Origin of the sequence: Methylopila turkensis, from assembly GCF_027922325.1 — a bacterium.
GTDB classification, from domain to species: domain Bacteria; phylum Pseudomonadota; class Alphaproteobacteria; order Rhizobiales; family Methylopilaceae; genus Methylopila; species Methylopila turkensis.
In genome coordinates this window covers 218,150-231,133 of record NZ_BSFL01000001.1, presented here as the reverse complement: position 1 = coordinate 231,133, position 12,984 = coordinate 218,150, and the positions used below count along the sequence as shown (strand labels likewise).

The following is a 12,984-nucleotide window of genomic DNA, read 5'->3' as shown; positions in this document are numbered from 1 at the left end:
GCATGCCAGATTTGACCGATCGGTCAGGCCTTGGCGAGCGCCTCCAGCCGCAGGCGCGCGATGCGGTGCACCTGATCGAGCGCGGTGCGGAACTCGGCTTCCGGCGCGTTGGCGACGCGCGCCTCGAACACGGCGAGGATGTCGCCCCGCGTCAGCCCGGTGACCGCGACGATGAAGGGGAAGCCGAAGCGGGCGTTGTAGGCGTCGTTGAGGGCGTGGAAGCGCGCGAACTCGTCCGGAGTGCATTCCCCGAGCCGTGCGGAGGCCTGCTCGCGCTGCGATTCCGGCGTCAGCCGCTCGCCGACGCCGAGCTTGCCGACGAGCTCCGGATGCAGCCGCAGCAGCGCGAGCTGGCGGTCGCGGCCGGCGGCTTCGACGAGGGCGGCCATGCGCGCGGCGAGATGCGCGGGGTCGTCGTCGGCGGCGGTGAGCCCTTGCGCCGCGATCGCCTCCGCGACCCAGGGCGAGTGCTCGTAGACCCCGCCATAAGCGGCGACGAAGGCGGCTTCGGACATGGACGACGGCGTAAGGGCAGGGCTGTCCATGGCTTCGCACGCGGCTGCGGGTGACGGGAGATAAGGTTGTACCCGCCGGAGCCGCGGCGGGGCCAGCGCGGCGGGCGCCGATTTCGACGGCGCCGATCGTCTCCCGGCGCCGAACTTTTATTCCTGCGCACGGATTGCGCAGTTTCCCAGTTTGGTGGCAGCTTTCGCCTGCGGGCCGGGGCGTCTCGCATCCAGACAATCGACGAGAGGCCGCGTGTTCAATCGCATCCGCTTTCGGGTCCTGATTTTACCGATCGTTCAAATGGTCGTCGCGCGGGTCGCGGCCTGACGATGGGACGCCTCAGCACGCATATCCTCGACACCGAACGCGGACGCCCGGCGGCCGGCGTCACGATCGAGGCGTTCCGGATCGCGGGCGACGCCGCCGAGAAGGCGGCCGAAGCGGTCACCAACGCGGACGGGCGGACCGACGCCCCGCTGCTGGAGGGCGCGGCCTTCACGGCCGGCGTCTACGAGCTGCGTTTTCACGTCGGAACCTATCTCGCGGCGTCGGGCCGGACGCCGGCCTCGCCGGCGTTTCTCGACGTCGTGGTGATCCGCTTCGGGGTCGCCGCGGCGGAGGAGCATTTCCACGTGCCGCTGCTGCTGCAGAGCTTCGGCTACGCGACCTATCGGGGAAGCTGAGGCCATGAGCGGCGTCCCGATTCTGAAGCTCGACCGCATCACCAAGACCTTTCCGGGCGTCGTCGCCAACGAGAACGTCTCGTTCGAGGTCGGGCAGGGCGAAATCCACGCGCTGCTCGGCGAGAACGGCGCCGGCAAGTCGACGCTGGTCAAGATGATCTACGGCGTCCAGAAGCCGGACTCCGGCGAGATGAGCTTCATGGGCGAGCCGTTCGCGCCCTCGAAGCCGTCCGAGGCCCGCGCCAAGGGCATCGGCATGGTGTTCCAGCACTTCCTGCTGTTCGAGGCGCTCACCGTCTACGAGAACATCGTGCTCGGCCTGAGCGCGGCGGAGGCGAAGACCGGCGACCTGCGTCAGCGCATCATCGACGTCTCCACCACCTACGGCCTGAAGGTCGATCCCGACCGGCTGGTGGGCACCCTTTCGGTCGGCGAGCGGCAGCGCATCGAGATCGTGCGCTGCCTGCTGTCGGAGCCGAAGCTGCTGATCATGGACGAGCCGACCTCGGTGCTGACGCCGCAGGAGGTCTCGGTGCTGTTCCAGACGCTGCGGCGGCTGGCCTCCGAAGGCTGTTCGATCCTCTACATCTCCCACAAGCTCGAGGAGATCCGCGCCCTCTGCTCCAAGGCCACGGTGCTGCGGGGCGGCAAGCTGGTCGGCTCCTGCGACCCGCGGCAGGAGACCGCGAAGTCGCTCGCCGAGATGATGATCGGCGCGACGCTGAACAAGCCGGTGCGCCAGCTGCCGGCGCCGGGGGAGATCCGCCTGAAGGTGCAGGAGCTCTTCATGGAGAGCGAGGAGCAGTTCGGCGTCGATCTCGAAAACATCACCATGGCGGTGCGCGCCGGCGAAATCCTCGGGATCGCCGGCGTCGCGGGCAATGGCCAGACCGAGCTGATGGAGGCGCTGATCGGCGAGCGCGCCTGCCGGTTCGGCCGCCAGATCCAGCTCGACGGCGTCGACATCGGGACCCAGGGCCCGCGCGAGCGACGCGCCCGCGGCATGTGCTTCGCGCCGGAGGAGCGGCTCGGCCACGCCGCGGTGCCGGGCATGGCGCTGTGGGAGAACACGCTGCTCTCGGCCGGCAAGACCAACGACCTCGCCCGCGGCGGCCTGATCAGCCTGTTCAACGCCAACCGCTTCGCGACCAAGGTGGTCGACGACCTGAAGGTGAAGACCGCGAGCGTGAAGTCGGCCGCCCGCTCGCTCTCCGGCGGCAACCTCCAGAAGTTCATCATGGGCCGCGAGATCATGCAGAACCCGAAAGTGCTGATCGCGTCGCAGCCCACATGGGGCGTCGACGCCGGCGCCGCGGCGGCGATCCACGGCATCCTGATCGACCTCGCCAAGGGCGGGACGGCGGTGGTGATCATCAGCCAGGACCTCGACGAGCTGTTCACGATCTCGACCCGCATCTCGGTGATCGCCGGCGGCTATTTGTTCCCGTCGCAGCCGACGGAAGAGCTGACGGTCGAGAAGCTCGGCCTCGCCATGGGCGGCCGCGCCAAGGAGGTCGACGCGGCGAAGCACGCCGCGAACGCGGAGACGGCCGGTGCTTAAGCTCGTCCCGCGCAAGGAGCCCAACCGGGCGATGCTCTACGCCACGCCGTTCCTGGCGGTCCTGATGACGCTCGTCGCGGGCTTCCTGCTGTTCACGCTGCTCGGCAAGGACCCGCTGCACGCGATGTACCTGATTTTCGTCAAGCCGCTGACCGACTTCAACAGCGTCGCCGAGATGCTGGTGAAGGCGACGCCGCTGGTGCTGATCGGCGTCGGGCTCGCGATCGGCTTCCGGGCGGGCGTCTGGAACATCGGCGCGGAGGGCCAGTTCACGATCGGCGCCATCACCGGAGGCAGCGTCGCGCTCGCGGCCTATCCCGAGGGCGGGCCGCTGCTGCTGCCCGCGATGGCGCTCGCGGGCGCGCTCGGCGGCATGGCCTGGGCGGCGATCCCGGCCTTTCTCCGGACCCGCTTCAACGCCAGCGAGATCCTCGTCTCGCTCATGCTGGTCTATGTCGCGACGCTGCTGCTGAGCCTGCTGGTCCACGGCCCCTTGCGCGATCCCGACGGCTTCAACTTCCCCGAAAGCCGCCTGTTCCAGGAGGACGCGCTGCTGCCGGCGCTGATCCCCGACACGCGGGCCCACTGGGGCTTCGTCGTCGGGCTGTTCGCGGTCGTCGCGGCCTATGTCTACCTCGAGCGCATGCTGCTCGGCTTCCAGGTCAAGGTGCTGGGCCAGGCGCCGCGCGCCGCCCGCTTCGCCGGCTATTCCGAGAAGAAGATCGTCTGGACCTGCTTCATGATCTCGGGCGGGCTCGCGGGTATCGCGGGGCTGTTCGAGACCGCGGGGCCGGTCGGCCAGCTCGTGCCGTCGCTGCCCGTCGGCTACGGCTTCACCGCGATCATCGTGGCCTTCCTCGGCCGTCTGCATCCGGTCGGCATCCTGTTCGCAGCCCTGCTGATGGCGCTCACCTACATCGGCGGCGAGACCGCGCAGATCGAGATGAGCCTGCCGAGCGCGACCACCAGCGTCTTCCAGGGAATGCTGCTGTTCTTCCTGCTCGCGACCGACGTGCTCGTGAACTTCCGCCTCGCCCGCGCAGGCAAACCCGCAGCCGCGGCCGTCCGGCCGGCGGCGCCGACCCCCGCCGAGTAGGACACGGAGCCGATGGACCTGCTGCTCAACGTGCTGCTCGGCGTCGTCGTCGCCGCCACCCCGCTGGTGTTCGCCTCGATCGGCGAGCTGGTGGCGGAGAAGTCCGGCGTGCTCAACCTCGGCGTCGAGGGCATGATGATCGTCGGCGCGATCGCGGCCTTCGCGGGAACGGTCGCGTCCGGCAGCTACGTCGTCGGCATCCTGACCGGCGCGCTCGCCGGGGCCGCCATGGCCGCGCTGTTCGGCGTGCTGACGCTGACGCTGATGTCGAACCAGGTCGCCTGCGGCCTCGCGCTGACGCTGTTCGGCCTCGGCCTTTCGGCGCTGATCGGGCAGGCCTATTCCGGCGTCTCGCTGCCGCAGTTCCCGCGGCTCGACATCCCCGTCCTGAGCGAGATCCCCTTCGTCGGCCCGCTGATCTTCGGGCAGGACGCGCTGGTCTACCTGTCCTTCGCGCTCGTCGCGGCCGTGGCGTGGTTCCTGACCAGGACCCGCGCCGGCCTCGTGCTGCGCGCGGTCGGCGAGAACCACGACGCCGCCCACGGCATCGGCTACCCCGTGATCGCGATCCGCTACCTCGCGGTGATGTTCGGCGGCGCCTGCGCGGGGCTCGGCGGGGCCTATCTCTCGCTGGTGCAGACCCCGCTCTGGGTCGAGAAGATGACCGCCGGCCGCGGCTGGATCGCGCTGGCGCTGGTGGTGTTCGCCTCGTGGCGGCCGCTGCGCGTGCTGGGCGGCGCCTACCTCTTCGGCGGCATCACCATCATGCAGCTCCACAGCCAGGCGCTCGGCCTGAAGATCGACGCCCAGATCCTGTCGATGCTGCCTTACATCGCGACGATCGTGGTTCTGGTCGTGATCTCGCGCGACCGCGTGAAGATGAAGCTCAACGCGCCGTCCTGCCTCGGCAAGGTGTTCTACGCCACGAGCTGAGGCCGCCGCAGCGACGCCCCTGCGTATCCTTTTTTCTGAGGAGACATGAGATGAAACGCGCTTTCCGCATGTTCGCCGCTCTCGGCGCGGCGCTGACGCTGGCGCTCGGGGCGACCGCCGCGGCGCAGGCCGCGGACCCGCTGAAGGTCGCCTTCGTCTATGTCGGCCCGATCGGCGACCACGGCTGGTCCTACCAGCACGACGTCGGCCGCAAGGCGGTGGAGAGGGAGTTCGGCGACAAGGTGAAGGTCTCCTACGTGGAGAACGTCTCCGAGGGGCCGGACGCCGAGCGCGTGATCGCCCAGCTCGCTCAGGGCGGCGCCGACCTGATCTTCACCACTTCGTTCGGCTTCATGAACCCGACCATCAAGGTCGCCTCGCGCTTCCCCAAGGTGAAGTTCGAGCACGCCACCGGCTTCAAGACCGCGAAGAACGTCTCGATCTACAACGCGCGGTTCTACGAGGGCCGCTACATCGCCGGCATCATCTCCGCGAAGCTGAGCAAGACCGGGACGATCGGCTACATCGCCTCCTTCCCGATCCCGGAAGTGGTGATGGGCATCAACGCGGCCTATCTCGGCGCCAAGACCGTCAATCCGGACATCAAGATCAAGACGATCTGGGTGTCGAGCTGGTTCGATCCGGGCAAAGAGAGCGACGCCGCCAAGGCGCTCGCCGACCAGGGCGCGGACGTGCTGATGCAGCACACCGACAGCCCTGCCGCGATGAAGTTCGCCGAGGAGCGCGGCATCCACGCTTTCGGCCAGGCTTCCGACATGGCGGCTTTCGGGCCGAAGGCGCAGCTCACCTCGATCCTCGACGACTGGAACTACTACTACATCGACCGCGTGAAGGCGGTGATGGACGGGACCTGGGCGACCAAGGACACCTGGGACGGCCTCAAGGAGAAGATGGTCGAGCTCGCGCCCTACGGCCCGGCCGTGCCCGAGGACGTCCGGACGCTCGCGGACGCCACCAAGGCGAAGATCATCTCGGGCGAGCTGCACCCCTTCACCGGCCCGATCAACAAGCAGGACGGCTCGCCCTGGCTGAAGGCGGGCGAGAAGGCCTCCGACAAGGACCTGCTCTCAATGAACTTCTTCGTCCAGGGCGTCGAAGGCTCGCTGCCGAAGTGACGCTTCCTTCAAGAACGGTCGTCGCGCCGCGGCTGGCGCGTGGCGCGACGGAAACGGCGGAGCCGGACGTCGGCTGATGAACACTTCTGCGACCTTCGCCCTCCGCGGCCGCACGCTCGCGTTCCGGGACGATCCATTCCGCGTCCCGCCGGATCAGGCGATCGCGACGGAGGAGGATGGCGCGGTGGTGATCGCCGCCGGCAGGATCGTCGAGGTCGGGCCGGCGGCGCAGGTGCTCGCCCGCCATCCCGGCGTCGCGGTCGAGGCCTATGACGACGCGCTGATCATGGCGGGCTTCGTCGACAGCCACGCCCACTACCCGCAGATGGAGATCATCGGTTCCTACGGCGAGCAACTGCTGGAGTGGCTGGAGAAGTACACCTTTCCGACCGAGACCAAGTACGCCGACTACCAGTACGCCCGCGCCGGCGCCGAAGCCTATCTCGACGGCTGCCTGTCGAACGGGATCACCTCGGCCTGCGTGTTCGCCGCGACCTATCCGGGCTCCGTCGATGCGCTGTTCGAGGCCGCGCTCGCCCGCGGCATGCGGATAGCGACGGGCAAGAACATGATGGACCGGCACGCGCCGGCCGCGCTCTGCGACACCGCCGCGAGCGGCTACGACCAGTCGAAGGCGCTGATCGAGGCCTGGCACGGCCGTGGCCGGCTCGTCTACGCCGTGACGCCGCGCTTCGCCATCACCTCCACGCCGGAGCAGCTCGAGGCCGCGGGCGCGCTGTGGCGCGAGCATCCGACCACGCTGATGCAGACCCACATGTCGGAGAACCTCGCCGAGATCGCGTGGGTCCGCGAGCTCTATCCGGACGCGCCGGACTATCTCGGCGTCTACGAGAGCTTCGGGCTGATCGGGGAGGGGACGAACTTCGGGCACTGCATCCATCTGACCGAGCGGGAGATCGCGCGGCTGAGGGAGAGCGGCTCGGCCGTCTCGCACTGCCCGACCTCCAACGCCTTCATCGGGTCCGGGCTGTTCGACATGAAGGGCCTGCGCGACGGCGCGGCCCCGATCCGGGTCGGGCTCGCGACCGACATCGGCGGCGGCTCCTCGCTGTCGATGTTCGACACCATGAAGGCGGCCTACGAGATCGCGCAGCTCCGCGGCTACAGCCTGCATCCGGTCAAGGCGTTCTGGCTTGCGACGCTCGGCAGCGCCGGCGCGCTGCGGATGGACCACAGGATCGGCAACCTCGCCGCCGGCTACGAGGCGGACGTGGTGGTGCTCGACCTTGAATCGACGCCGCTGATCCGCCGGCGCATGCGCACGGTCGAGACCCTGTCCGACGCGCTGTTCGTGCAGATGATCCTCGCCGACGACCGCGCGGTGCGCGCGACCTATGTCGCGGGCGAGAAGCTCTACGATCGGGATCAGTCCAGTGCCGAGCGCTGATCCAACCCACCGTCCGTCTCCCGGAGCCTGAGCCCATGGACGTGATCTTCTGGGAATGGCTGAGCTTCTTCGTGCGCTGGACGCATGTGATGGCCGGCGTCGCGTGGATCGGAAGCTCGTTCTACTTCGTGCATCTCGACCTCAGCCTGAAGCGGAGGGCGAGCCTGCCGCCGCAGGCCTATGGCGACGAGTGGCAGGTGCACGGCGGCGGCTTCTACCACATGGTCAAGTATCTCGTGGCGCCGCCCCAGCTTCCTGAGCACGTCACCTGGTTCAAATGGGAGGCCTACGCCACCTGGCTGTCGGGCTTCGCGCTGCTCGTGATCGTCTATTACCTCGGCGCGCGGCTCTACATGATCGATCCGGCCGTGCTCGACATCGATCCGGCCACGGCGGTGGCCGCGAGCCTCGGCGGACTGTTCCTCGGCTGGTTCATCTACAACGTCTTCTGCGAATCCGACCTCGCCCGCAGCGACCTCAAGCTCGCGCTCGCCGGCTTCGCGATGATCGTCGCCTTCGCGCTGATCTACTCGTTCGTGTTCTCCGGCCGCGGCGCCTTCATGCAGGTCGGCGCGATCATGGGCACGATCATGGCCGCGAACGTCTTCATGGTGATCATCCCGAACCAGCGGAAGGTGGTCGCCGCGCTGAAGGCCGGCGAGACGCCGGACCCAACGCTCGGCGCCAAGGGCAAGCAGCGCTCGCTGCACAACAACTACCTGACGCTGCCGGTCGTGTTCGTGATGATCGGCAACCACTACCCGCTCGCTTTCGCCACCCGCTACTCGTGGATCATTCTCGCGCTGGTGATCGTGATGGGCGTCGCGATCCGCCACTTCTTCAACACCCAGCACAAGGGCGGCCCGGCGCCGTGGTGGACCTGGGGCGTGACCGCGCTCTGCGGCCTCGCGATCATGGCGCTGTCGAGCTTCGGCCCCAAGCCGGTCCGCGCCGCCGCGGCCTCCGCCGGCCCGACGACCGAGCTCGCCGAGAACGCCGAGATCGTGATCCAGAGCCGCTGCGCCATGTGCCACGCGGAGCAGCCCGCATGGCCCGGCGTCGGCGTCGCGCCGAAGGGCGTCAAACTCGAGACCTTCGCGGAGATCGAGACCCACGCCTCGGGCCTGCGCACGGTCGCCGTGCTGACCCATTCCATGCCGCCCGGCAACATCACGGAGATGACCCAAGACGAGCGCGACACGCTGCGCGCCTGGCTTGACAGCCTGCGCTGACCGGGCAACTCCCGGGGCTTTCAGCCCTTGTTTCTGGCGCGGCGGGGGGAGGCGGCGTAGGTCGCTGCGAGGCGTTCGAACGAGTCCTCGACCAGGCTGACATGGCGCAGCATCGCGGCGTGGGCTGAGGCCGCGTCCGCGTTCAGGATCGCCGTCACCACGGCGCCGTGCTCGGCGTGCGAGCGCGGCAGCCGCCCGGGGGTGTGGAACTGCGCGCGGCGGTAGGGCGACAGCCGCTCGCGCAGACCGCGCGCGATGTCGGCGAGCGGCGCGTTGTGCGCGCCGGCGTAGATCAGCGAATGGAAGTCGACGTTCGCGGCGGCGAAGCCTTCGGCGTCGTTCGCCTCCACCAGCGCAGCCATCGAGTCGTGGCGCGCCTCCAGCCTGCGCCGCTCCACCGGCGACATGCCGATGGCCGCGAGCCGCGAACAGGTCGCCTCGAGCTCCGCCATCGCGCCGAACAGTTCGCCGAGCCGCTCCGGCGTCAGGCTCGCCACCACGGCGCCGCGCCGGGGCCGGACGTCGACGAGGCCGGTCGTCGCGAGCTGCCGCAGCGCCTCCCGCACCGGCGTCCGCGACACGCCAAAGCGCTCCGCCAGCGAATGCTCGTCGAGCCGCTCGCCGGGGGTGAACTCGCCGGCGATGATCGCGTCCGACAGGTCGCTTATGAGCTGGTCGGTGCGGGTGGGGGACTCAACGAGGCTCATCTCGTCTCGCAGGCTGTCGGGTCGGCGCGGCCGCGCGATTCGAAACGCGTGCGCCCCGCTTCCGAATGAAATGGCCGATGCCGCCCGCAAAATCCAGCGCGCGCCCGCCGTCCGAACGCGCCGGCGCGGGGCGGGCGCCTAAGCCGCGGGCACATCCGGCTCCGGCGCCCTCGCGATGCGCGCGGCGCGCGGCGCGTCGCCGCCGACACGCGCCTCAATTCCGAACGGGCTTCGCGCGCCAAGCCGGCATTCGCCGCCCGCGCGTCCAGGCGTGAATCTTTGTGCATTCATGACAGCCATTTGCGCATGCAAAACAACATGATTGCATGCAAGTTTGGGGTCATCAGATCGTGTTGCGCATGGCTTCACGCCGGCTTGGGCGCTGCGAAACCCGCGCCCTGAAACCGGCCCCGACATTGCATTCCCGCTGAATGATCCGCGCCGCGCTCCGGCGCGCGAGCTCGTGCATACCGCTGGCGTGGGCCGAGGGTCCGCGCGTTCCGCACCGAGAGGCGTCGCTCCATGTCCCATTCGCTGATTTCCCGCCGCACCCTGCTCAAGACCTCGGCCGCCGGCGCGGCGTTCGGCGCTGCGGGCCTGCCGTTCTCGCTCCGCCCCGCGCGCGCGGCCTCGGCGACCATCGGCTTCATCTATGTCGGGCCGAAGGACGACTACGGCTACAACCAGGCCCACGCCGAGGGCGCTAAGGTGCTGAAGGGCATGTCGGGCGTCACGGTCGTCGAGGAGGAGAACGTTCCGGAGTCGGTCGACGTCCAGAAGACCATGGAGTCGATGATCAACCTCGACGACGCGACGCTCGTGTTCCCCACCTCGTTCGGCTACTTCGACCCGCACATGCTGGCCATGTGCAAGAAGTTCCCCGACGTGCAGTTCCGCCACTGCGGCGGCCTGTGGCACAAGGACAAGCATCCCGCCAACGCCGGCTCCTACTTCGGCTACATCGCGATGGGCCAGTACCTGAACGGCGTCGTCGCGGGCCACGCGACCAAGTCGAAGAAGATCGGCTTCGTCGCCGCCAAGCCGATCCCGCAGGTGCTCAACAACGTCAACTCGTTCCTGCTCGGCGCGCGCTCCGTCGACCCGTCGATCACCTGCCAAGTGATCTTCACCGGCGAGTGGTCGCTCGCGGTCAAGGAGGCCGAGGCCACCAACGCGCTGGTGGATCAGGGCGCCGACGTGATCACCTGCCACGTCGACGGCCCGAAGGTGGTGGTGCAGACCGCCGCCAACCGCGGCGCCTTCGTCTGCGGCTACCACGCTAGCCAGGCGCCGCTCGCGCCGGAGAAGTACCTGACCGGCGCCGAGTGGAACTGGGCGACGGTCTACGAGATGTACGCCAAGCATCTGCTGGCCGGCGAGCCGCTGCCGAACTTCACCCGCGGCGGGCTCGCCGACGGCTTCGTCAAGATGAGCCCGCTCGGGCCGGGCGTCTCCGACGCCGGCCGCAAGCAGTTCGAGGCGACGCTCGCCGAGATCAAGAAGGGCGGCTACGCCGTCATCAAGGGGCCGCTCAAGGACAACAAGGGCAAGGAGATCGCGGCCGCGGGCAAGGCCTTCCCGGAGACCGCGATCGAGCTCGAGAGCACGGGCTTTCTCGTCGAGGGCGTGCAGGGCTCCACGTCCTGAGCCGGGGGAGCGGGGATGGCCGACGTGACCGCCTCTGACGTCCCGGCGCCGCTGGCGCCGCCCCGCCTCGCGGCGGCGCTCGCCTTCACGGCGCGCCGCGCCGAGGGGATCGTGATCCCGCTCGGCGCGCTCGTCGCCGGCATGGCCGCGTTCAGCGTGTTTCTGCTGCTGCTCGGCAAGTCCCCCGCCCAGTTCTTCGAGCTGATGTGGCGCGGCGGCTTCGGAAGCTGGTTCTCGATCCAGAACGCGCTGCTCCGGGCGACGCCGCTTCTGCTCGCGGCGCTGTGCGTCGCGCTGCCGGCGCGGCTCGGCCTCACCGTCATCGGCGGCGAGGGCGCGATCGTGCTGGGCGGCGTCGCGGCGGCGGCCTTTGGCCACGCGCTCTCGGGCCTGCCGTACCCGGTCGTCATTCTCGCGATGGGTCTCGCCGCCATGGCGGCCGGCGGCCTGTGGATCGGCGCCGTGGGCGCGCTGCGCCACTACCGCGCGGTCAACGAGACCATCTCCAGCCTGCTGATGGCCTACATCGCCATCGCGCTGATGAACCAGCTCGTCGAGGGCCCGCTGCGCGACCCGGCGTCGCTCAACAAGCCGTCGACCCATCCGCTCGACGCCGCCTACCGCATCGGGCCGATGCCGGGCATGGACGTGCATTGGGGGCTCGCGGTCGGGATCGTCGCCTGCGTCGCCTGTTGGGTGCTGATCGACAAGACGCGCTGGGGCTTCGCCGCGCGGGTGGCGGGCGGCAACGTCCGCGCCGCGCAGATCCAGGGCCTGGCGGTCGGCCCGCTGATCGTCGGCTTCTGCGCGCTCGCCGGCGCGCTCGCCGGCCTCGCCGGCATGTTCGAGGTCGCGGCGGTGCAGGGCTCCGCCAACGCCTCGCTCGCCGCCGGCTACGGCTACGCCGGCATCCTGGTCGCCTTCCTCGCCCGGCAGAGCCCGCTCGGCTGCATTCCGGTCGCGTTCCTGCTCGGCGGCATCGCCGCGGCTGGCGGGCTGATCCAGCGCCGCATGGGCCTGCCCGACGCGACCATCCTGGTGCTGCAGGGCATGCTCTTCATCGTCGTGCTGATGAGCGACACGCTCTACGGCCGCTTCAAGATCTTCAACCCCGACCGCTGGGCGAGGGCGTGATGGAGAACGACATCGGCCTCTGGGGCGTGCCCCTCGCCGTGCTCGGCGGCGCGATCCGGGTCTCGACCCCGTTCATCTTCGTGAGCCTCGGCGAAGCGATCACCGAGCGCTCGGGCCGCATCAACCTCGGCCTGGAAGGCACGCTGGTGTTCGGCGCCATGGCGGCCTACGCCGTCGCGGTCGAGACCGGCTCGCCCTGGCTCGGCGTGCTCGCGGCGATGGTCGCGGGGTCGGGCTTCGGGCTGCTGCACGGCTGGATCTGCTCGTTCCCGCGCGTCAACGACATCGCGGTCGGCATCGCCCTGATGCTGTTCGGCATGGGCCTCGCCTTCTTCTTCGGCAAGCCGTACATCCAGCCCTCCGCCCCGAACCTGCCGGCGATCCCGCTCGGCGACTGGTCGTCGATCCCGCAGGTGCGCGCGGCGCTCAACGTCAACGCGCTGTTCGTCATCGGCGCCGCGCTCGCGCTGTTCCTGTGGTGGGCGTTCAAGAACACGAAGCTCGGCCTGATCGTGCGGGTGGTCGGCGACAGCGCCGACTCGGCCCGCGCCATGGGCCTGTCGCCGACGACGGTCCGGCTGTTCGCGACGGCGGCCGGCAGCGCGCTCGCGGCGGTCGGCGGCGCCTACCTCTCGCTCTACTACCCCGGAAGCTGGAACGAGCGCATCTCGTCGGGCCAGGGCCTGATGGCGGTCGCGCTCGTCATCTTCGCGCGCTGGAACCCGCTCGGCTGCTTCGCGGCGGCGCTGCTGTTCGGCGGCGCCGGCGCGCTCGGGCCGGCGCTGCAGTCGGTCGGCGTCACCCAAGGCTACTACCTGTTCTACGCCGCGCCTTACATCCTCACCCTCGTCATCATGATCGCCACCTCCTCGCCGGGCCGGCAGCTCGCCGGCGCGCCGGGCGAACTGTCGATCACCAAGTGAAAGCCGGAGCCAGCGCC

The 12,984-nt window shown here is 69.5% G+C and carries 12 protein-coding genes; 10 read left to right on the top strand and 2 right to left on the bottom strand.

Annotated features, from left to right (window positions below):
• Positions 1-23 precede the first annotated feature (23 nt).
• Positions 24-515, bottom strand: a complete 492-nt coding sequence (gene uraD / locus PKE78_RS01025) for a 2-oxo-4-hydroxy-4-carboxy-5-ureidoimidazoline decarboxylase (protein WP_271198983.1) — start codon at positions 513-515, stop codon at positions 24-26.
• A gap of 321 nt (positions 516-836) precedes the next feature.
• On the opposite strand from uraD, the gene uraH reads away from it, so the two are divergent.
• The 7 genes from uraH (at position 837) to PKE78_RS00990 (ending at position 8,556) form a co-directional block, all read left to right on the top strand.
• A complete protein-coding gene (gene uraH, locus PKE78_RS01020; protein WP_271198982.1) occupies positions 837-1,190 on the top strand; it encodes a hydroxyisourate hydrolase in 354 nt (117 codons plus the stop codon).
• 4 nt (positions 1,191-1,194) lie between these two features.
• Positions 1,195-2,751 (top strand): ABC transporter ATP-binding protein, encoded by a 1,557-nt coding sequence (locus PKE78_RS01015; RefSeq protein ID WP_271198981.1) that lies wholly within the window; start codon positions 1,195-1,197, stop codon positions 2,749-2,751.
• Entirely contained in the window at positions 2,744-3,847 is a 1,104-nt protein-coding gene (locus tag PKE78_RS01010) for an ABC transporter permease (RefSeq protein ID WP_271198980.1), read from the top strand. The genes PKE78_RS01015 and PKE78_RS01010 overlap by 8 nt, the downstream gene beginning before the upstream one ends.
• 12 nt (positions 3,848-3,859) lie before the next feature.
• On the top strand, positions 3,860-4,780 hold the full coding sequence (locus PKE78_RS01005; RefSeq protein ID WP_271198979.1) for an ABC transporter permease: 921 nt from the start codon (positions 3,860-3,862) through the stop codon (positions 4,778-4,780).
• A gap of 50 nt (positions 4,781-4,830) precedes the next feature.
• Positions 4,831-5,916 carry a BMP family ABC transporter substrate-binding protein gene (locus PKE78_RS01000; protein WP_271198978.1) on the top strand — a complete coding sequence of 362 codons (1,086 nt, stop codon included), beginning with the start codon at positions 4,831-4,833 and terminating at the stop codon, positions 5,914-5,916.
• A gap of 76 nt (positions 5,917-5,992) precedes the next feature.
• Positions 5,993-7,324, top strand: coding sequence for a guanine deaminase (gene guaD, locus PKE78_RS00995; RefSeq protein ID WP_271198977.1), 1,332 nt, complete (start codon positions 5,993-5,995; stop codon positions 7,322-7,324).
• Positions 7,325-7,359: 35 nt separating this feature from the next.
• The gene (locus PKE78_RS00990; RefSeq protein ID WP_271198976.1) at positions 7,360-8,556 is read left to right on the top strand and encodes a urate hydroxylase PuuD; all 1,197 of its coding nucleotides are present in this window, start codon (positions 7,360-7,362) and stop codon (positions 8,554-8,556) included.
• A gap of 20 nt (positions 8,557-8,576) precedes the next feature.
• Here the strand turns inward: PKE78_RS00990 and PKE78_RS00985 are convergent, their stop codons facing one another.
• The gene (locus PKE78_RS00985; RefSeq protein WP_271198975.1) at positions 8,577-9,263 is read right to left on the bottom strand and encodes a GntR family transcriptional regulator; all 687 of its coding nucleotides are present in this window, start codon (positions 9,261-9,263) and stop codon (positions 8,577-8,579) included.
• 522 nt (positions 9,264-9,785) lie between these two features.
• On the opposite strand from PKE78_RS00985, the gene PKE78_RS00980 reads away from it, so the two are divergent.
• Genes PKE78_RS00980 through PKE78_RS00970 form a run of 3 tightly spaced genes read left to right on the top strand, consistent with a single transcriptional unit; the run spans position 9,786 to position 12,967 of the window.
• Entirely contained in the window at positions 9,786-10,910 is a 1,125-nt protein-coding gene (locus PKE78_RS00980; RefSeq protein ID WP_271198974.1) for a BMP family ABC transporter substrate-binding protein, read from the top strand.
• A gap of 15 nt (positions 10,911-10,925) precedes the next feature.
• Entirely contained in the window at positions 10,926-12,044 is a 1,119-nt protein-coding gene (locus PKE78_RS00975; RefSeq protein WP_271198973.1) for an ABC transporter permease, read from the top strand.
• Positions 12,041-12,967: an ABC transporter permease gene (locus tag PKE78_RS00970; protein WP_271198972.1), complete on the top strand. Its 927-nt coding sequence runs from the start codon at positions 12,041-12,043 to the stop codon at positions 12,965-12,967. Before PKE78_RS00975 ends, PKE78_RS00970 begins: the two co-directional genes overlap by 4 nt.
• Positions 12,968-12,984: the final 17 nt, after the last annotated feature.